Here is a 19521-nt window from a genome sequence, read left to right as displayed (position 1 = left end):
TCTCCTGTCAGCGGCACTGTGGGGCAGTAAACCGGATAAGCTCAGCCTCTTCCAGCAAGGGTACCACGGCCAGCAGGGTGGCCAGCGGCATCCTGGCACGACGGGCCATCTGCAGCAGCGTGTGCCGACCGTCGGCCAGATTCAGGATCCACTGCATCGCCATCAGCTGGGTACGGCCATCCAGCAGCTGATCGCTCGACTTGCTGTAGCTCGCAGGCGAATTCAGGTTGGGGTAGAGCCCCCGTTTGCCGAGCTGGGGTTCACCGTAGGGGTTGGTACGCTCGAATACCCCGGCATTCTCGTGCTGCAACAGCAGTTGTTCGAGCTGATCGATGGCCTCGTTCAGACGGGAGATCTGCATGAACTCCTTGGTATCACCGCTGGTATGGTATTCGGCAAAGTTGCCGTAGACGGTGCGGGCCGCTTGCGCCACCGGCAGGTCAAAGCCCGGCGAGCAGTACTGGCGCTCGTCCGACCCATGGCAGGGGGTGAACTCGCGGACCGCCCAGCGCTCGGGCTGTTCGCTGGCCAGCTGGCGTACCAGCTGGTTGAGCAGGCACTCCTCCTGCCTCGCCAGCTTGACGGAGAGGGCACTGGCCGGCCCTCCCAGACAGGTCAGCACCAGACCACCGATGCAGTGGGACTTCAGGTGCTCGCCATAACGATGCAGGTAGCAGAGGCTCCCTATGGTCTCGGGCGCCAGCACGAAGCGGTAGCTGAACCGTCGCTTCGGCCAGCGAGCCAGCCTGTGGTACAAGCCGAGCAGCACCAGGGGGCCGCTCAGCTCGTTGTTCGCCATGCTGGGGTGACACAGATAGCTCGACAGCAGAAACTCCTGCCGGCTCTCGCCGCCCAGCAGGGCCGTGCCGTAATTGATCTCGCCGGCCTGGAACCGGCTGTCGATGCGCACCTGATAGTCACCGGGAGCCAGCTGCGCCAGCTCGTTGTGGGTGAGGCAGAACCCCCAGTTCGGCTGGTAATAGGAGGTGACGTAGGGGATCAGATCCGGCAGATGCGGCAGGGTATGAAGCCGGGGGCGCAACGCCTCGAGCGAATAGCGCCCCTCAACCGGCGCCGAATAATTGACCACCCTCAGGTTGTGATCGGCAAAATCGGCCACCACGCGGCCATCTGGCGCAGTCAGCGTCGCCGAATCGATATGCCATTCGTGCGGGACAGTCCAATCGAAGACCTGGGTGCCGGAGGGCGTGCTCTCCAGCTGCAATGGCATCTGCTCGGCAAAGATGGCCAGACTCTCGCGCAGCCCCGCCCCCGAGATGCTGCGACAGATGGGAAACAGGCGGTCAAACAGTGAGTCCAGCTGCTCGGTGGTCATTTTATATGTTTCATCAAGGCGTTAATCGTTGCGGCACTTTATCACACCCGGCATTGATGGCACCAAATGACCGACGGGTGCACGTTCCCAAACGCCGCTGATCATCTGTTGTCTGCATGGGGAGCTGGCATTCTGTTGTCTGTTGCCCGACCGGCTGTTTACCCAGCAGATCTGGCACATTGCCGGCAAAAAGCAGATAGATGTCGCTATTTAACGACACAGGGGCGAAATGGCGGCGACAGAAGCGGTCGGCTTGCTCTCCTCTGCCCCTGCTGCAAACGGTCCCGACAGGATATGCTTGTCGCTCCCCCCAACGGAGCCTTGATATGTCCAGATTGCCCGCCCTGCTGATCCCCCTTTTCATGCTCGCCGGATGCAGCTCGACTGCCTTTGTCCAGCAGGATCTGCAACATCATCACTGGGTGCTGAGCAAGCTGGATGGCCAACCGGTCGCGTCGGTGCGCGACAATCCCCCCGACCTCGAGATCGGCGAGCACTTCACCGTCAACGGCATCGCAGGTTGCAACCGTTACTTCGGTCAGGGCCATCTGAAAAAAGACAAGTTGTGGGTCACCAGCCTCGGCAGCACGGTCAGGGCCTGCACGCCGCCCCTCGATGCCATCGAACAGGCGGTGCTCACCACCCTGACCGAAGGGGCGCGTCTGAGCGGCGACAGCCAAACCCTGATCCTGCAGGGCAAGCAGCACCGTTTGGAATACCAATTGCGCGACTGGGTGTTTTGACGCTCAAAAGCCGCATCACAAACAGGAACATGTTGCCCGGCTGTGGCACAATATGAGGCAGAATTCGCAATGGAGGCTGCCTCAGCCATGTCGATGGACCGTCTGTTTGACAAGATCAAGCAACTCCCCACCATACCCAAACTGCTGCACGAGTTGATGCAGAGTTTCAACGATGACAACGCCCGCATCGACCTGATTGCGGCCAAGATCGCCATGGATCAGGTGATCAGCGTCAAGGTGTTGAGGATGGCCAACTCGGCCGCCCTGCGCCGTGGCAACGAAGTGACTTCGGTCGAGCAGGCGGTGATCCGCCTTGGCTTCAACCGCTTGCGCTCCATCGTGGTTGCCTCCGGCATCATAGGCAGCTTCAAGACACCCCCCAGTTTTGACAAGAACAAGTTCTGGACCGAGACCTTCCAGGTGGCCACCATCGCCAGGACGCTGGCCAAAGAGGCCAATGTGCTGGATCCCGAAACCGCCTTCACCTGCGCGCTGATCCACAACATTGGCGAGTTGCTCATCCAGAGCACCCTGCCGGAAGAGGCCGAACTCATCAATCTGGCGATCCAGAAGGGGAGCAGCCGGGTCGAGGCCCAGCGGGAGATGCTTGGATTTGACTACGCCCAGCTCGGAGCCGAGCTGGCACGGCGCTGGAACCTGTCGGAGAGCTTCGTCGAGGCCATCTCCCAGCAGCTGGATCCCCTCTCCCACGATCCGATCAGCAAGGAGGCGGTGCTGATCCGCCTCGCCGTGTTTATCTCTTTCGCCTGGAATGCGGGGGTGCCTGCCCAGGCCATCATAGCCCGCTTCCCCAAACCGTTGGCCGACCAGCTTGGGCTGGACCCCAAGTCGTTGGCAAACCAGCTCGAAACGCTACACGAACAGGGCAACGCCCTTGCCGAGCTTCTGACTCAATAAGTGATCATGACCCATCCGTTTCTGTTTCATCCCCAGGTAGCGCCCTGGTTCAAAGAGAGCGCCGATGCACTGCAACTCACCCTGTTCAGCGAACTGGACGCCCCCATCCGCGAGGTGTGGCTTCGCCACGAGCCGGACAACGAGGAGTACCTGATCGCCATGACCCCTGTCTCCACCCGGGACAGGCTGCAGGTGTGGCAAGTGACCCTGCCGCTGACCAGAGGCCAGGATATCCATCTCTACTGCTTCAAGTGCCTCACCGACGAGGAGCAGTGGTGGCTGCACGGCGCCGGCGTCAGCTCGGCCATGCCGCCGCGGGAACAGCATTTTCGCTTCAACAGCCTGCACCAGCCGCCGGCCTGGGTGCAGGATCAGGTGTTCTACCAGATCTTCCCCGACCGCTTCTGCAACGGTGATCCGTCGCTTAGCGTCAAGCATCACGAGTACGAATATCGTGGCAAGGCGGTCATCAGCAAGGCCTGGGGCGAGCCGGTCAGCCGCCACGACGAGGGGCACGGCGCCTGCGAATTCTATGGCGGCGATCTGGCGGGCATCGATGCCAAGCTGCACTACCTGCAGTCCCTCGGGGTGACGGCGCTCTACCTCAACCCCATCTTCGATTCACCGAGCAACCACAAGTACGACACCCAGGACTATTTCAAGGTCGACCCGCATCTGGGCACCAACGCCCAGTTCGCCGAGCTGACCCGCAACCTGCACCAGCGCGGCATGAAGATCATCCTGGATGCGGTGGTCAACCACACCTCCACCGAGCACCCCTGGTTCTGCCCGCCGCTGGGGGCCCAGAGCAACCCGGATTCGCCATGGCGCAGCTTTTATACCTTTGATGGCGATGGGGATTACGTCAGCTGGAAGGGCATTCGCAGCCTGCCCAAGCTCGATTTCTCCAGCGAGCAGGTACAGGACGCCGTCTACCGGGCCGATGACGCCATCCTGCGCTACTGGATGCGTGCCCCCTACCAGATCGACGGCTGGCGCTTCGATGTCATCCACATGCTGGGTGAGCGGGGCACAGCCGAGGGCAACAGCGGCCATGTGCGTGCCATTCGCGGCGCGGTGAAGCAGGAGAACCCGGACGCCTACGTGCTCGGCGAACACTTCTTCGAGGCGAGCCAGTGGCTGCAGGGTGATCAGGAAGACGGTGCCATGAATTACTATGGCTTCGCCCACCCGATCCGCGCCTTCCTGGCCGGCCAGGACATCGCCTATCACCCCATCAAGATCAGCGCCGAGGAGCTGGATCGCTGGCTCAGGCTGGCGCGGGCCCACATCCCGTTCAAAAACCAGCTGGCCCAGTTCAACCTGCTGGACAGCCACGACACCGCCCGCTTCCTCCACCTGCTGGGAGAGGACAAACAGCGGATGCGGCTCGCCGCCACCTTGCTGCTCACCTATATCGGTGTGCCCTCCATCTACTACGGTGACGAGGTGGGGCTCTCCGGTGGCAACGACCCGGATTGCCGTCGCTGCTTCCCGTGGGAGACCACCGCCTGGGATCATGTGCTGCACGACCACTACCGCCGCCTGATCCAGATCCGCCGCCAGCGCCCCTCCCTGCGCCGTGGCGATATCCAGACCCTCTACGCCGGCCCCCACAGCTATGTGTTCGCCCGCACCCTGCAAAGCGATCAGGTGGTGGTGGCCTGCAACCGTCATCCCACCGAGCCGCGCACCATCAGCTTGCCCCTGTGGCAGACCGCCAGCCCGGCCAGCCGCTTCACCGATGCCTTCAACGGCGACAAGTTCGAAGTGGTGCAGGGAGAGCTGCAACTGACCGTCCCCGCCAATTCGGCCAGGGTGCTGCTTTCCAGCTGAGAGTGACGCTCTCCAGTTGAGAATAAAAACCGGAGCCCAGTGCTCCGGTTTTTCGTTTGTGCAATCGGCGCTGGCTGGCAACCCCGCCCATGGCTGCGGGCAGCGCCCTATGACGGCCCGACCGTATCAGTAGTTGATGCTGACGTAGGGTACTTCCGGCACCTGCCACAGCTGCTTGAGGCAGACGGTGAGCACAAAGAAGAAGTTGGCCAGCAGGTTGGCGAAGCGATAGAGGATGGGGTCGAATGCGACGCCACTCTCTTCCAGCCGCACCAGCAGTCGCACCACCTTCTTGCTGCCACAGCGGCACAGATGCAGGATCGGGATGGGTTGCGGCCCCTGGGGCAGCACGAAACCGGTGACCCGGCCACGGCTCGCCTCGTTATAGTGATCGTAACGCCCCTTGAGCCAGTCCAGATCCTCCTCGAAGATGCCGAGCTTGCCGCGCACCGAACCGTTGAGGTTGTAGATAAGCCGTTGCAACGCTGCGAGATCCGCCAGCATGGGCCGAATATCGGCATCCGGTGCAAGGTGTGACAACACGGCGCCCACCTGACAGCAGAGCTCGTCGGTGGCGATTTCAAAATCACATTTGAGCGACGTTTCGAAAATAAAGGGGTAGCAGAGCTCGCGCTTGTCTCTGGGCTTCTTGGGGTTCATGGGACGACCGGATTGAAGAAAAGGCCAGTTTGCCAGCCCCCGGCGGGCGTGGCAAACGGCTGATTATTAAGGAGTGAGGCCGGCTATCAGCCGTACTGGCTGTCGGTCCCGGTCGCGGGCTGGAACTGGCCAATCATCCGCAACGCCTCCAGCATGCGCTGGTTGAAACTGGTGAAGCTGCTGACCTGGGCCGGGTCCTCCTCCCCTCTGGCGGCCAGCACGGCGGGCACCAGCGCCTGTTGCTGGGAGGCGGGCAACAGGGTATCCGCCTGCTGCTGCACCTGATCAAGTTTGGGCAGGTAGTCGGCCAGCGGTTTGAGCATCTCCTGCAGGGAGTGAGCCCCCTGATAGGTCTGGCTCAGCTTGACGCTCTGCTTGAGTTTGAGCGAGTAGGAGGCCAACTGGCTGTCATCCAGTTGCAGCTCGCCCGCTTTCTTGAGCAGATCGTCGAAGTTGCCTGAGAAGAAGCTCCCCGCCAGATCGTCGATCCCCTTGACCAGTTTGCCGATAGAGTCCATCTCTTCGCTGCTGAGATCCCCTTCCAGGGAGAAGCTGAAGCTCTGGCTCGACTTGAGGCTGAACTGGCTGCCCCCCTCACCCTGCCTGGACTTCATCTGCCAGCTGTCGTTGAAACGCAGCAGCACCTTGTCGCCATCCTTGGTTTCGATCTCCAGAATGCCCTGCTGGCGGCTGGCCATCTCGATCGCGGCCCGCTCGGTGGGGGAGACCTTGCCGAAGAACTCCCGTTCAAACTCCTCGAGCCCGTCCTGGATCAGCTTGTAGCTCTGCTCGATGCCGGTCTTGATGTCCTCGTTGTCGGTAGCCAGATCCCCCAGCTGCTGCTTGGCCGCGTTGAAGCCCATGTCGACCCCCTTGCGGGCCTGCTCCATCATCTTGGTCAGCTCGTCGTCGGACTTGCCATCGGCACGAGCCGCCCCCAGCCGGCCGGTGACGAACTGCAGCACGTTGTCGGCCACCGACTGGAAGTCGAACAGGGTCTCTGGGGTGATCTCCTCCGGCGCCTTCGTCTTGGGCGCCTGATAGTGCTGGCCGTTGATCTCCAGGGAGAATTGCAGCGCCTGCTGGATCAGCACCTGAGCCCACTTCGGCGGCTGGTGCAGGGAGACCTCCTCCCCGCTCTGATTCTGCTTTGCCTGTGCCTGTTGAGGCGATTTGGGAGAAACACCCACTCCCTTGGGTTGGGCCGCGCCCACGCCATCGATTTGCATCATGTGTCCTCCCATCATGCCTGTAGATCGGATATCGGCCCGATTGCACACTTCTTGACCACAAAATACTGGACAATCCAGAGCGGCCTTTTAAAATCGGGCCCCTTTGGGTGGCCTGTTGCCTTCCCCCGTTTTCGTTCCGGCCCGGCCGGTGTGCATATGAGGTATCTATGACCCAATCCCAACGGGCTTCCGCTGACTCCCAGCCCCTGCGGACTCCTGCCGACTACCAGGCCCAGCTCGACGAAAAATGCGAGCGACTCACCCGACTGTTCGCCGGCTACCCGCTCCCAAAGCTGGAGGTGCATGCCTCGCCCGCCGAATATTACCGGATGCGCGCCGAATTTCGCATCTGGCACGAGGGGGATGACCTCTTCCACTGCATGTATGCACCGGCAACCAGAGAGATCATCCGGGTCGACCAGTTCCCCACCGCCAGCCGCCTCATCAACCAGCTGATGCCTGTGTTGCTGGAGGGGCTGCGCCCGCAGCCGGTGCTGCGCCGCAAGCTGTTCCAGATCGACTATCTCTCGACCCAGTCCGGCCAGATCGTTGTCAGCCTGCTCTACCATCGCAAGCTCGAGGCCGAGTGGCAGCAGGCCGCCGAGGCATTGCAGGCCGACCTGCGCGCCAAGGGGTTTGATCTGCAGCTGATTGGCCGCGCCCACAAGCAGAAGATTTGCCTGGGCAACGATTTCGTCGTCGAGCAGCTGAACGTCGCCGGCCGCCAGCTCACCTACAAGCAGGTGGAGAACAGCTTCACCCAGCCCAACGCCGCCATCAACGAGCAGATGCTGGGCTGGGCGCTGGACGTGACCCGAGGCAGCGAGGGCGACCTGCTGGAGCTCTACTGCGGCAACGGCAACTTCTCCATCGCCCTGGCCCAGAATTTCCGCAAGGTGCTGGCCACCGAGATCGCCAAACCAAGCGTGGATTCAGCCCAGTACAACATCGCCGCCAACGGCGTCGACAACCTGATCATCCTGCGCATGTCCGCCGAGGAGTTCACCATGGCGATGCGCGGCGAACGGGAGTTCAACCGCCTCAAGGGGGTCGACCTCTCTGCTTACCAGTGCAACACCATCTTCGTCGACCCGCCCCGCGCCGGTCTCGACGATGCCACCGTCAAGCTGGTGCAGGATTACGACAACATCCTCTACATCTCCTGTAACCCCGAGACCCTGCAGGCCAACATGCAGGTGCTCGGCGAGACCCACGAGATCGCCCGCTTCGCCCTGTTCGACCAGTTCCCCTGGACACACCACATGGAAGCCGGGGTCTATTTGAAGCGCAAGGCTGGTTAAGCCGAAAGAAACATATAAAAAACAGGGCCGAATGGCCCTGTTTTTTTATTGCCGTACTGCCTGCAGGCAGTTGCCATTACTTCTTCTTGGCGTACTTCATGGAGTCCAGCGCAACCGCCAGAATGATGATGCCGCCCTTGATGATGAACTGCCAGTAGGGGCTGACGCCGATATAGGTCAGACCGTAGTTGATCAGGGTGAAGATGAGTACCCCGGTGATCACCCCGGCCACGGTACCCACGCCACCAGCAAACGACACCCCGCCCACCACGCAGGCAGCGATGGCGTCCAGCTCGTACATGAAGCCCAGGTTGTTGGTGGCACTGCCGATCCGCCCCGCTTCCAGCATGCCGCCGAAGGCGTAGAAGACACCGGCCAGGGCATAGATCATCACCAGGTTGACCGCCACGTTGACGCCAGACACCTTGGCCGCTTCCGGGTTGCCACCGATGGCGAAGATGTTCTTGCCAAAGCGGGTCTTGTTCCACAGCACCCAGACGAACACGCTGGCGATGGCCGCGTAGAAGGTCAGGTAGGAGAGCTTGAAGCCGCCTATCCGGATAAAGCCCTGGGCAAAGCTGGAGAAGCGGGGATCGAAGCCGGCTACCGGTGAAGCGCCTACCGAATCGAAATAGAGGGAGTTGATACCGTAGACGATGATCATGGTCCCCAGGGTGGTAATGAAGGGGGTCACGTTCAGGTAGGCCACGATCAGGCCATTGATGAGGCCAATCAGGGCCCCGACGGCGCACACCAGCAGGATCACCACCGGGATGGGCACCTCGCCCAGGGTCGGGAAGACCTTGTTGACGTTGGTCAGCGCCTGCAGCATGGTCGCCGCGATGAGCGCCGCCAGGCCCACCTGGCGACCGGCCGACAGGTCAGTCCCCTGGGTGATGATGATGCCTGCCACCCCGAGGGCGATGATGACCCGCACCGAGGACTGGGTCAGGATGTTGCTGAGGTTGGTGAGGCTCAGGAACGAGGGTTCCTTGATGACGATGATCATCAGCAGCACCAGCAGCACCACATAGATGCCGTTCTCCTTGAGCGCCTGCATCAGGTTGAAATTTTTTGCCGACTCCATAAATGTCTTCCTGTCTCTAGAGGTACAGAGATGCCAGACGCAATATCTCGCTCTGGTCAGTTTCTTTGGTATTGACGATCCCGGCGACCCGGCCATTGCTCATCACCAGGATGCGGTCGGTGATCCCGAGCAATTCCGGCATCTCGGACGAGATGATGATGATGCCCTTGTCCTTCTTCGCCAGCTCCAGAATGAGCTGGTAGATCTCGAACTTGGCCCCTACATCGATGCCGCGGGTCGGCTCGTCCAGCATCAGGATCTCCGGCTGGGTCAGCAGCCAGCGACCGATGATCACCTTCTGCTGGTTGCCTCCCGAGAGGGAGCCGATCTGGGTCTGCTGGGTCGGTGTCTTGACCCGCATGGAGTCGATGACCCACTGGGTGTCGCTCTTCATCTTCTGGTCGCTGAGCAGCCCCATGGAGCCCTTGTAGTTGTCCATGTTGGCGATCAGGGAGTTGAAGGCGATGTCGAGACGGGAATAAATGCCGGTGGAACGACGCTCTTCCGTAACCAGGGCGAAACCGTTGCGAATCGCCTCGTGGGCGTTGTGGTTCGCGATCTCCTTGCCATGAAGCCGGATGCTACCCTCGACATGCTCACGGATGCCGAACAGGGTTTCGACGATGTCGGTACGCTTGGCCCCCACCAGACCGGCAATGCCAAGGATCTCCCCCTTGTGCAGGTTGAAGGTGATGTCCTGGATGGAGGGCTGGTTCTTCGCCGTCAGGTGCTCGACCTCGAGGATCACCTCTTTCGGCTGGTTGGTTTTCTCCGGGAAGCGCTGGGTGAGCTCGCGACCGACCATCATGCCGATGATCTGATCCATGGTCATCCCCTTGAGGGGCTGGGTCGCCACCCACTGGCCATCCCGCAATATGGTGATCTCGTCACAGAGCTGGAAGATCTCTTCCATCTTGTGGGAGATGTAGACGATGCCGCACCCCTTCTCCTTGAGCTTGTTGATGATCTTGAAGAGGTGATTGACCTCTTTCTCGGTCAGGGAGGAGGTGGGTTCGTCCATGATGACGATCTTGGCATCGTAGGAGAACGCCTTGGCGATCTCGATCATCTGCATCTGGGAGACCGACAGGGTCGCGACCTTGACCCTGGGGTCGATGTCGATATCCAGCTCGTCGAAGATCTGCTTGGTGTCGTCATACATCTTGTCGTGGTCGATGAACCACCCCCTGGTGGGGTAGCGACCGAGCCACATGTTGTCCATCACGGAGCGTTGCAGCACCAGGTTCAGCTCCTGATGCACCATGGAGACACCGTTCTCCAGCGCCTCCTTGGAGGAGGTGAAGTTGATCTCCTGCCCCTTGAAGAAGATCTTGCCCTGATCCTTCTCGTAGATGCCGAACAGGCACTTGAGCAGCGTGGATTTCCCCGCCCCGTTTTCGCCCATCAACGCATGCACAGAATGAGGACGGACCCGTAAATTGACATTATCGAGTGCCTTGACGCCAGGAAAGCTCTTACTGACGTCAATCATCTCCAACAGCCATTCTGATTGTTGCTGTGTTGTCATATCAGCCATCACATCTGGTTGAAACAGAGGGCAAGGGGATCTCCCTTGCCCTGAAGGGGAGGATTACTGGAACTGGGACAGGTTGTCTTTATCGACACCGACGTAGGGAACACGGACGACCTTGTCGACAATGTTCCAGCTGGTACCTTCACCAGCAGGTTTGCCTTCGGCCAGGTTCTTGGTCAGATCGAAGGTGGCCTTGGCCTGGTTGGTCGCATCGTTCAGCACGGTACCGGCCATGGCACCGCTCTTGACCAGCGCCAGGGCCTCCGGCAGCGCATCGACACCAAACACCGGAATGGCGGTCTTACCCTGAGCCTTGAGGGATTCAACAGCGCCCATTGCCATGCCGTCGTTGTTGGCGATGACCACTTCGATCTTGTCGGCGTTGGGGCCGGAGATCCAGGCATCCATCTTGTCTTTCGCCATGGCGGTATCCCACATACCGGTATCCATGTGCAGCTGCTGGGTCTTGATGCCACCCTCGTTCAGGGTCTTGACCACGTAGGTGGTGCGGGCTTCCGCATCCGGGTGGCCCGGTTCGCCTTTCAGCAGCACGAACTGGATGACGCCATCCTTGTTCAGATCCCAGGCCGGATTGGCTTTCCAGTGCTTGGCAATCAGCTGCCCCTGGATAATGCCGGACTCCTTGGAGTCGGTACCTACGTAATAAGCCTTGTCATAGCTGGCCAGGTCGGTGGCGTTCGGTTCCTTGTTGTAGAACACCACAGGCACATCTTCACCACGGGCCTTCTCGATCACCACGGGGGCCGCCGCCGGGTCAACAAGGTTGATGGCCAGGGCCTTCACCCCCTTGGCCAGCAGCACGTCGATCTGATCGTTCTGCTTGGACTGATCGTTCTGGGAGTCATTCATCAACAGCTCCACGTCCGGATTGGCTGCAGCCTCCTTCTCGATGGCCTTGCGTACGACCGACATGAAGTTGTCGTCGTATTTGTAAACGGTGACCCCGATCCGGGTTTCGGCATGGGCAGTGGCACCGGCCATCAGGCCCATCAACAGGGCGGCAACTGTGGTGAGTTTTTTCATTATGTGTGCTCCGATGTATCTATCTGTGTTGTAGGGTGGCGAGCAATTGAGCAAGCGCCAGTAAATGTAATCGGTTTGTTGTGATTCCTTCTGTGATCCTCACAACGAAATGGAAACGATTACACTTTGTTACATTGAAATCTTTTTGTTATTTTTCAAATACATAAATTCAAGAACAATCTTTGAGACTCAATCAATCCTGGTCTGTTGAGGCTAGTCGTTGTGGCCAGGTTGTCAAAACGGCTCACATCAGGGTGCAACGCCAGTGGTAGCGGCGTGCCGTCAACTGGTACTCGGGCCGCACGCTCTGGCTCCAGGAATCATCCCCGCCGACCCCCATGTGGGCGCCATCGAGGCAGACATGGATCCCCTCTTCTGCCACCAGATCGCTCTGGTGACGCGCGGCGGCGAGCTGCTGCTGGCTGAAGCGGCTGACGCTGAAATGGAAGGTCCCCGTCACCCTCACCTCCCCCAGCTGTAACCAGCGGCTGTCGCAACGCAACCCGTTGTCGGAAGGGAAGATGTAAGGGGTGTGCATGGCGGCCAGCGGCGCACTCCAGTGCCCCAGATCCGCTCCCAGCAGACGATCCGGATAGTTCTCGTGGGGGCCGCGTCCCAACCACTCAACCCGCCCCGGCACACCGACCAGGTGCAGCAGCAGGCCGATACGAGGCAGGGAGGGGAGTGCAGGCGCCAGCTCCGTCTCTATCTCGAGGGTCATGGCCCCCTCGCTGGTGAAGCCGTGTCGCCACTGGCTGACCACCAGCAATTGCCCGTCGTAGAAATAGCCGTGGCACACCCGGATCTCGCCCTCTGCCGCCACCATGCCGAGGCAACGGTGCTGCCAGTGGGTCAGGCCGCAGGCCTGCCAGCGGGCGATCCAGGAGTCGGGATCCGCGTGGTCCGCCTCGCTGGTGCCGATATCGTTGTCGAGCGGCGCCCGGTAGAAGTGATCCCCGATCGGCGCCAGCAACTGCTCCTGCCCCCCCTTCAGCCAGCTAATGATGCGGCCGCTCGCTCTGTCCAGCCGCCACTGGTTGTCACCACCGCAGGCAAGCCATCCCTCGGGGGATTCAGTCAGGGTTGCCGGAGTGACTGGAGCCGGTAGCGCCAAGGGGGCAAGCAACATAAATTGCTGACGGGCCACCTCATGGCCCGCCCCGGACCAAGAAGTGACGGCAGGCTGAACGATGGCCAGATCGAGCCAGACCAGAGCGCCAGGCGTGAATTCCGGCAAGGTATCGACCAGCGTCAGCTCGCACCGGCCCAGGGGCGCCAGTGCGAGGGTGATCTCTCCCTCAAGCAGCACGCGCCCGTTTTCGCACAGCTGCCAGCGCAGCCACTCGTTGTCGGTTGCACGGAACAGATATTCACTCTCGATCTGCACCCGCAGCGGCGCATGCCCCACCAGCTCAAACCGGAATGGCTGCTGGGCCCGTTTTGCCTCGAACAGACCAGGATGGGGCGTGCGATCGGGAAACAGCAGGCCGTTGCAGCAGAACTGGCGATCGTTTTGCACCTCCCCGAAGTCACCGCCGTAGCCCCAGTAGTGGCGACCGTCGGTCGTGTATTTGTCAAGCCCCTGATCGACCCAGTCCCAGACAAAGCCGCCCTGCAGTCTCGGATGCTCGCGAAACGCCTGCCAGTAGTGGGCAAAGCCCCCCAGGCTGTTGCCCATGGCATGGGCGTATTCGCACAGGATCAGCGGCCGGGTCTCGCCGGGCAGACCAATCCACTTGGCCAGTGCCCACTTGGGCACCGCCAGGAAGGGTTGATCCTGATGAGTGCGGGCATACATGGGGCAGATGATGTCGGTGGCCGGGGTATCGGCCCCGCCCCCCTCATACTGCACCGGACGGCTCGGATCGCTGCGCTTGATCCAGCCATACATGGCATCGTGGGCCGGGCCATAGCCGGACTCGTTGCCCAGCGACCAGATGATGATGCAGGGGTGATTGAAATCACGGGCCACCATGCGGGTGGCACGCTCCAGGAAGGCGTTGCTCCAGGCGGGATCTCGCGCCAGCCGCCCCATGGGGGTCATACCGTGGGTCTCCAGATTCGCCTCGTCCACTACATAGAGCCCCAGCCTGTCACACAACCGGTAGAGCGCCGGATGATTGGGGTAGTGGGAGCAACGCAGGGCATTGAAGTTATGCTGCTTCATCAGCCGCAGATCCTGCTCCATGGTGGCAAGATCGATGGCATAGCCCCTGGCGGGATGGTGCTCGTGACGGTTGGCGCCACGAAGGAGCAGCGGCTGACCGTTGACCCGCAGCAAGCCGTCACGGATCTCCACCACCCGAAAGCCCACGTCGCAGGCCTCGCTCTCGATGGGCTGGCCCTGCTCATCCAGCAGAGTCAGGGTCAGGCGATAAAGGTGGGGGGTCTCGGCGCTCCACTTGCGCGGCGCCGCCAGCGCCAGCCACAACTCGGCGCGATCGTCATAAGCCCCTTTCTCGTCAATGGTTTGAGTGCCGATCTGCTGGTGTAGGGTTGCTACCCGCTCACTGCCGTCATAGAGATTGGCCACCACCGACAACCCGGCGGCATTGGCCGCCTGCAGTTCAATCTTGAGGCTCCCATCCCGATAGCAAGCATCGAGCCCGGGTGTGACCCGCATGTCCATCAGATGACGGACCGGCTTATGAAGCAGGCTGACGGAGCGGAAGATCCCCGACAGCCACCACATGTCCTGATCTTCCAGATAGGCACCGTCCGACCAGCGCAGCACCAGCACCGCCAGCCGGTTTTTGCCCGCTCGCAGACAGGGGGTCAGATCGAATTCGGCGGGCAGTCGGCTGTCCTGGGAGTAGCCGACCCAGTGTTCATTGCAGAAGAGATGAAAAGCGCTGCTTACCCCGTCGAGAATGATGCGGCTCTGACCGCTGGCCAACCAGTCGACGGGCAACTCGAACTCACGGGAGTAACAGCCGGTCGGATTGTCGGCCGGTACTCTGGGGGGATCGCAGGGAAACGGATACTTGATGTTGGTGTAGATGGGACCGTCGGTCAGCGGGCGATTCCCAGGGTAGGCTGCATCCAGCTGCCAGTTGCCGGGCACCAGAATGGGGCAGGCATCCGCCAGATCGCCCTTTAGCCAGGCCTCCGGCACCAGTTCGGGGGCCGCGAAAAAGGAGAAACGCCACTCGCCATCCAGTGACAATCTGGAGAGCGAGGCCCTGTCGAGCCGGGCATCTTCCTCGTTGCGCCAGCTGAACAAGGGGGTGTGGGCAGGCAAGCGATTCACCGAGGTAATCGCCTGGCTCTGCCAATCCTGACGCGCCACTATCTCCCTGAGCATTCAGATACTCTCCACCGATACGAAAACGTATTCAGTTTAGAGAAGTCCGACGCAGGGAACGGCGATCTCGCTCACAGCAATGTAAACGATTACACTGATTTTGTTAAGTAAAACGGGGTAAAAACAATTAAAACCGGTAAAACTACAGCGCCATCAGCCGGGATGGTTAACCATGGCTCACTCATTCCCCCTATCCGGCCCGCACCGGCGCGACCGAATGGCGGTTGATCAGGGTCGGGGTGTAGATGCGGTTCTGCTGCGCCTCACCCTCCCCCGCGGCCAGCTGCAACGCCAGCTTGGCTGCCTGGGATGCCATCAGTTCAATGGGATAGCGCATGGTCGAGAGCTTGGGTCTGAGGTATCTGGCATAGATGATGTCATCGAAACCCACTACCGAGACCTCCTCCGGCACCCGCAGGCCATTGTCAGCCAGCACCGAGATGGCCCCTGCCGCCATGGCGTCGTTGTAAGCCACCACGGCTGTCACCCGAACCCCTTTTGCCAGCAGATTGAGCATGGCCTGCTCGCCCCCTTCCTCGTTGGGAGGCCCGCTCTCGACAAGCTCCGGATCGGCGACCAGACCCGCGTCATGCAAACCATCCTGGTACCCCTGTTGCCGCAAGGTGGAATCCTCGATGGCATGATCCGAACTGATGAAGGCGATATGGCGATGCCCCAGCTCGATCAGATGACGGGTGGCCGTGGCCGCTCCCAGCCGGTTGTTGAGGGCGATGCAACGCCCGCGAAGGGCGGGAATATCTCGGTTGATCAGCACCATGCCGGGCACCCGCATGGCGTAATCGCAGAGCTCCTCGTCGCCGAGTGCCTTACTGTGCACCACCAGCGCCTCGCAGCGCTTGCCGATCAGCAGCTCGATCGCCTCGCGCTCCTGGCGTGCCTTGTGAAAACCGTTGCCCATCAGCAGATGCAGATTCTGCTCGACAGCCACGGCAGAGACCCCCTTTACCAGGGCGCCGAAGAAGGGATCGGCCACGTCGCCCACCACCACACCCATGGTGTCGCAGGTCTGGTTCACCAGTGCCCGTGCGTTGGCATTGGGGGTATAACCCAGCTCCGCCATGGCCTGTTGTACCGCAGCACGGGATGCCGCACTGGCCTTGGGCGAGTTGTTCATCACCCGTGAAACCGTTGCCACCGACACATTCGCCAAACGGGCGACATCCTTGATAGTACTCATGCTGTTTTCACTTATTTCACAGTCCACAATGGCGCCATTATACCCAGCAAACTCATTGAAAATAGTGACGAAAGGAATATCTGTCATCATTGGGATCATAAAAACAGTGTAATCGTTTACACCGTTTTGCAAGCAAGCTCACAGTTTGCTCGCCGTCCCCTCGGCTAGACTCCTTCCAGACACGTTTTCAGTGGAGAGCAAGATGAAGGTTCTGGTCACCGGCGGCTGCGGATATATCGGCAGCCATACCTGTCTGGCCTTGCAGGCTGCAGGCATGATCCCCGTGGTTGTCGACAACCTCTGCAACAGCAAGCCCGGCGTATTGACTCGGGTAGCTGCGATCAGCGGTCAATTACCCGTTTTTTATCAAGGGGATATTCGCGACCAGGCCCTGCTTGATCGCATCTTTGCCGAACACAGTATCGATGCGGTGATCCACTTCGCCGCCCTGAAGGCCGTGGGCGAATCGACCCGCATTCCCCTCGACTACTACGAGAACAACCTGAGCGGCACCCTCACCCTGCTGCAGGCGATGAAGCGGGCCGACGTCCACAACTTGGTGTTCAGCTCCTCGGCCACCGTCTATGGCGATCCCGCCAGCCTGCCCATCCGGGAGGATTTCCCCCGCAGCGCCACCAATCCCTACGGGCGATCCAAGCTGATCATCGAGGAGATCCTGGAGGATCTGCAGGCCGCCGAGCCCCACTGGAGCATGACGCTACTGCGCTATTTCAACCCGGTCGGCGCCCACGAGTCGGGCACCATGGGGGAAGATCCCCAGGGGATCCCCAACAACCTGATGCCCTACATCACCCAGGTAGCCATCGGTCGTCGTGACTGCCTCTCGGTCTTTGGTAACGATTACCCTACCCCGGATGGCACAGGAGTACGCGACTATATCCACGTGATGGATCTCGCCGAGGGACACGTCAAGGCGTTGCAGCGCTGCGCCGGTCATGGCGGCGTACATGCCTACAACCTGGGCACGGGCCAGGGCCAGAGCGTGCTGCAACTGGTCACTGCTTTTTCTGCCGCCTGCGGCAAGCCGCTCCCCTACCGCATCGAGCCAAGACGCCCGGGCGACATCGCCGCCTGCTGGGCCGACCCGTCCAAGGCGATGTGCGAGTTGGGCTGGAAGGCCACCCGGGATGTCGCCGCCATGTGTGCCGACAGCTGGCGCTGGCAAGCCAACAACCCCAATGGCTACGAGGAGTAGGCATGCCGGCTCCCGCGGAACAATGACCTTATTTTCAATACCTTATCAGGAGAGATGATGTTCAACCCCGTCGATCATCCCCATCGCCGCTTCAATCCGCTGACCGGCCAGTATGTGCTGGTCTCTCCCCACAGGGCCAAGCGCCCCTGGCAGGGGCAGATGGAGAAGGTGAGCCAGGCCCCCCAACAAGCCCACGACCCCGACTGTTTCCTCTGTGCAGGCAACAAGCGGGTCACTGGTGACATCAACCCCGAGTATCAGGGCACCTTCGTCTTTACCAACGACTTCGCCGCCCTGATGCAGGACACCCCGGCCGCCGACACTGCCGGTGACCCCTTGCTGAAACTGGAGGCCGCCCGTGGCACCAGCCGGGTCATCTGTTTCTCGCCGGATCATGGCAAGACGCTGCCCGAGCTGCCCCTGCCTGCCATCGAGGGGGTGATCACCACCTGGATGGCGCAGGTCGCCGAGCTGTCAGAGCAGTGGGAATGGGTGCAGGTGTTTGAAAACAAAGGGGCCGTCATGGGCTGCTCCAACCCTCACCCCCATGGCCAGCTGTGGGGCAGTGACTTCCTGCCCAACGAGATCGCCCGCGAGGATCAACATCAACGCGACTGGCTGGCCGAGCACGGCCGCCCCATGCTGCTGGAGTATGTGGAGCGGGAGCTGGCCGACCGATCCCGCATCGTGGTGGAGACCGACCACTGGCTGGCGGTGGTGCCCTTCTGGGCCGCCTGGCCGTTCGAGACCCTGCTGCTGCCCAAGACTCATATTCCTTCCATGCTGGATATGACCCCGGCCCAGCAGCAGGATCTGGCGATAGCGCTCAAGGAGCTCACCAGCCGCTACGACAACCTGTTCGAATGCAGCTTCCCCTACTCCATGGGTTGGCACTTCGCGCCGCCCCGCTCGGATTGCCCCGAGGCCTGGCAGTTGCACGCCCACTTCTATCCGCCGCTTTTACGTTCAGCCAGCGTGCGCAAATTTATGGTGGGCTTCGAGATGCTGGCCGAGACCCAGCGCGACCTGACTCCGGAGCAGGCGGCCGAACGACTGCGAGCCCTCTCTTCCGTTCATTACAACCAGATCACCCCAGCCAATGAGGAAACCCCATGACCCCGAGCCAACGCGTCAGCGCCGTCTTTGCCGAACAGTTTGCCAAAGCGCCCTCCTTGCTGGTACGCGCCCCCGGCCGCGTCAACCTCATCGGCGAACACACCGACTACAACGACGGCTTCGTGCTGCCCTGCGCCATCGACTATGAAACCTGTGTCGCCATCGGCCTGCGGGATGACAGCCTGGTGCAGGTGATCGCCGCCGACTACGACAACCAGCGCGATCAGTTCGACCTGAACCAGCCCATCGAGCACCACCCCGGCCAGCGCTGGAGCGACTACATCCGCGGGGTGGTGAAATACCTGCAAGAGCGTGGTCATGCCCTGCGCGGCCTCGATCTGGTGGTCTCCGGCAACGTGCCCCAGGGGGCCGGGCTATCCTCTTCCGCCTCGCTGGAAGTAGCCATCGGCCAGGCCTTCAAGGAGGCCCAGAGTCTCGCCATCAGCCAGGCCGAGATCGCTCTCAACGGCCAGCAGGCAGAAAACCAGTTCGTCGGCTGCAACTGCGGCATCATGGATCAGATGATCTCCGCCAGTGGCAAGCAGGATCACGCCCTGCTGCTCGACTGCCGCTCGCTGGAAACCCGCCTCATCACCATGCCGGCCGATCTGGCGGTGCTGATCGTTAACTCCAACGTGCGCCGCGGCCTGGTGGACAGCGAATACAACACTCGCCGCCAGCAGTGTGAAACCGCCGCCCGTCACTACGGGGTCAAGGCGCTGCGCGACCTGGATCTGGCCGCCCTGGAGGCGGGCAAGGCCGGGCTGGATGAGGCCTGTTATCGCCGCGCCCGCCACGTAGTGGGCGAAAATGCGCGCACGCTGGCTGCCGCCGATGCGCTGGAGCGCGACGATCTGGTGCGTCTCGGCGAGCTGATGGCCCAGTCCCATGCCGCCATGCGCGATGATTTCGAGATCACGGTTCCCCCCATCGACGGCGTAAGTATTCACCGGAACAGTATTGACACAGGAAAAATGAGACGATCGTCTCTTGATC

At 61.1% G+C, this 19521-nt stretch carries 14 protein-coding genes and 1 pseudogene; 7 read left to right on the top strand and 8 right to left on the bottom strand.

What is annotated here, in order from left to right; genetic code table 11:
* Window positions 1-7 precede the first annotated feature (7 nt).
* Window positions 8-1336, bottom strand: a complete 1329-nt coding sequence (locus I6L37_RS05005) for a DUF4910 domain-containing protein (RefSeq protein WP_216993421.1) — start codon at window positions 1334-1336, stop codon at window positions 8-10.
* A gap of 326 nt (window positions 1337-1662) precedes the next feature.
* Between I6L37_RS05005 and I6L37_RS05000 the strand changes: the two genes are divergently transcribed.
* From I6L37_RS05000 to malZ, 3 genes are all read left to right on the top strand, one after another.
* Window positions 1663-2079: an META domain-containing protein gene (locus I6L37_RS05000; RefSeq protein ID WP_042027272.1), complete on the top strand. Its 417-nt coding sequence runs from the start codon at window positions 1663-1665 to the stop codon at window positions 2077-2079.
* A gap of 69 nt (window positions 2080-2148) precedes the next feature.
* Window positions 2149-2997 (top strand): HDOD domain-containing protein, encoded by an 849-nt coding sequence (locus I6L37_RS04995; protein ID WP_042027271.1) that lies wholly within the window; start codon window positions 2149-2151, stop codon window positions 2995-2997.
* Between the two features lie 6 nt (window positions 2998-3003).
* Window positions 3004-4833 (top strand): maltodextrin glucosidase, encoded by a 1830-nt coding sequence (gene malZ, locus I6L37_RS04990; RefSeq protein WP_216993420.1) that lies wholly within the window; start codon window positions 3004-3006, stop codon window positions 4831-4833.
* Window positions 4834-4959: 126 nt separating this feature from the next.
* Here the strand turns inward: malZ and I6L37_RS04985 are convergent, their stop codons facing one another.
* Both I6L37_RS04985 and I6L37_RS04980 read right to left on the bottom strand, forming a co-directional pair.
* Entirely contained in the window at window positions 4960-5493 is a 534-nt protein-coding gene (locus I6L37_RS04985; RefSeq protein WP_216993419.1) for an ATP--cob(I)alamin adenosyltransferase, read from the bottom strand.
* Between the two features lie 86 nt (window positions 5494-5579).
* Entirely contained in the window at window positions 5580-6722 is a 1143-nt protein-coding gene (locus I6L37_RS04980) for a DUF5610 domain-containing protein (protein ID WP_216994124.1), read from the bottom strand.
* 170 nt (window positions 6723-6892) lie between these two features.
* Between I6L37_RS04980 and trmA the strand changes: the two genes are divergently transcribed.
* Window positions 6893-8026: a tRNA (uridine(54)-C5)-methyltransferase TrmA gene (gene trmA / locus I6L37_RS04975; RefSeq protein WP_124238676.1), complete on the top strand. Its 1134-nt coding sequence runs from the start codon at window positions 6893-6895 to the stop codon at window positions 8024-8026.
* A gap of 76 nt (window positions 8027-8102) precedes the next feature.
* On the opposite strand, the gene mglC is transcribed toward trmA, so the two are convergent.
* From mglC to I6L37_RS04950, 5 genes are all read right to left on the bottom strand, one after another.
* On the bottom strand, window positions 8103-9113 hold the full coding sequence (gene mglC / locus I6L37_RS04970; protein WP_026456961.1) for a galactose/methyl galactoside ABC transporter permease MglC: 1011 nt from the start codon (window positions 9111-9113) through the stop codon (window positions 8103-8105).
* Window positions 9114-9129: 16 nt separating this feature from the next.
* Window positions 9130-10650 carry a galactose/methyl galactoside ABC transporter ATP-binding protein MglA gene (gene mglA, locus I6L37_RS04965; protein WP_026456960.1) on the bottom strand — a complete coding sequence of 507 codons (1521 nt, stop codon included), beginning with the start codon at window positions 10648-10650 and terminating at the stop codon, window positions 9130-9132.
* A 54-nt stretch (window positions 10651-10704) separates the two neighbouring features.
* Window positions 10705-11691 (bottom strand): galactose/glucose ABC transporter substrate-binding protein MglB, encoded by a 987-nt coding sequence (mglB, locus tag I6L37_RS04960; RefSeq protein WP_216993418.1) that lies wholly within the window; start codon window positions 11689-11691, stop codon window positions 10705-10707.
* Window positions 11692-11935: 244 nt separating this feature from the next.
* Window positions 11936-14995 (bottom strand): beta-galactosidase, encoded by a 3060-nt coding sequence (locus tag I6L37_RS04955; RefSeq protein WP_216993417.1) that lies wholly within the window; start codon window positions 14993-14995, stop codon window positions 11936-11938.
* A gap of 190 nt (window positions 14996-15185) precedes the next feature.
* Window positions 15186-16193, bottom strand: a complete 1008-nt coding sequence (locus I6L37_RS04950; RefSeq protein ID WP_042070623.1) for a substrate-binding domain-containing protein — start codon at window positions 16191-16193, stop codon at window positions 15186-15188.
* A 202-nt stretch (window positions 16194-16395) separates the two neighbouring features.
* Here I6L37_RS04950 and galE point away from each other — a divergent pair, with 202 nt between their 5' ends.
* From galE to galK, 3 genes and pseudogenes are all read left to right on the top strand, one after another.
* Complete coding sequence (galE, locus tag I6L37_RS04945) at window positions 16396-17409, top strand: UDP-glucose 4-epimerase GalE (RefSeq protein ID WP_216993416.1); 1014 nt, start codon at window positions 16396-16398, stop codon at window positions 17407-17409.
* Window positions 17410-17466: 57 nt separating this feature from the next.
* The gene (locus tag I6L37_RS04940) at window positions 17467-18525 is read left to right on the top strand and encodes a UDP-glucose--hexose-1-phosphate uridylyltransferase (protein WP_216994123.1); all 1059 of its coding nucleotides are present in this window, start codon (window positions 17467-17469) and stop codon (window positions 18523-18525) included.
* Window positions 18522-19511 (top strand): annotated as a pseudogene (gene galK, locus I6L37_RS04935) (galactokinase); the annotation flags it as partial. The gene I6L37_RS04940 and the pseudogene galK, both read left to right, overlap by 4 nt.
* Window positions 19512-19521 lie beyond the last annotated feature (10 nt).

It is taken from the genome of Aeromonas sp. FDAARGOS 1407 (assembly GCF_019048725.1).
In the GTDB taxonomy this organism is placed as follows: Bacteria; Pseudomonadota; Gammaproteobacteria; order Enterobacterales; family Aeromonadaceae; genus Aeromonas; species Aeromonas enteropelogenes.
The sequence above is the reverse complement of the archived record's forward strand: the minus strand, read 5'-3'. Positions and strand labels throughout refer to the sequence as shown.

Excerpts from the sequence above, each read along its gene's own strand:
- I6L37_RS05005 (WP_216993421.1), bottom strand. The coding sequence starts at position 1,336 with ATGACCACCGAGCAGCTGGACTCACTGTTTGACCGCCTGTTTCCCATC.
- malZ (WP_216993420.1), top strand. The coding sequence starts at position 3,004 with ATGACCCATCCGTTTCTGTTTCATCCCCAGGTAGCGCCCTGGTTCAAA.
- galE (WP_216993416.1), top strand. The coding sequence starts at position 16,396 with ATGAAGGTTCTGGTCACCGGCGGCTGCGGATATATCGGCAGCCATACC.
- I6L37_RS04950 (WP_042070623.1), bottom strand. The coding sequence starts at position 16,193 with ATGAGTACTATCAAGGATGTCGCCCGTTTGGCGAATGTGTCGGTGGCA.
- I6L37_RS04980 (WP_216994124.1), bottom strand. The coding sequence starts at position 6,722 with ATGCAAATCGATGGCGTGGGCGCGGCCCAACCCAAGGGAGTGGGTGTT.
- I6L37_RS04955 (WP_216993417.1), bottom strand. The coding sequence starts at position 14,995 with ATGCTCAGGGAGATAGTGGCGCGTCAGGATTGGCAGAGCCAGGCGATT.
- trmA (WP_124238676.1), top strand. The coding sequence starts at position 6,893 with ATGACCCAATCCCAACGGGCTTCCGCTGACTCCCAGCCCCTGCGGACT.
- I6L37_RS04940 (WP_216994123.1), top strand. The coding sequence starts at position 17,467 with ATGTTCAACCCCGTCGATCATCCCCATCGCCGCTTCAATCCGCTGACC.
- I6L37_RS04995 (WP_042027271.1), top strand. The coding sequence starts at position 2,149 with ATGGAGGCTGCCTCAGCCATGTCGATGGACCGTCTGTTTGACAAGATC.
- mglC (WP_026456961.1), bottom strand. The coding sequence starts at position 9,113 with ATGGAGTCGGCAAAAAATTTCAACCTGATGCAGGCGCTCAAGGAGAAC.
- I6L37_RS04985 (WP_216993419.1), bottom strand. The coding sequence starts at position 5,493 with ATGAACCCCAAGAAGCCCAGAGACAAGCGCGAGCTCTGCTACCCCTTT.
- mglA (WP_026456960.1), bottom strand. The coding sequence starts at position 10,650 with ATGGCTGATATGACAACACAGCAACAATCAGAATGGCTGTTGGAGATG.
- I6L37_RS05000 (WP_042027272.1), top strand. The coding sequence starts at position 1,663 with ATGTCCAGATTGCCCGCCCTGCTGATCCCCCTTTTCATGCTCGCCGGA.
- mglB (WP_216993418.1), bottom strand. The coding sequence starts at position 11,691 with ATGAAAAAACTCACCACAGTTGCCGCCCTGTTGATGGGCCTGATGGCC.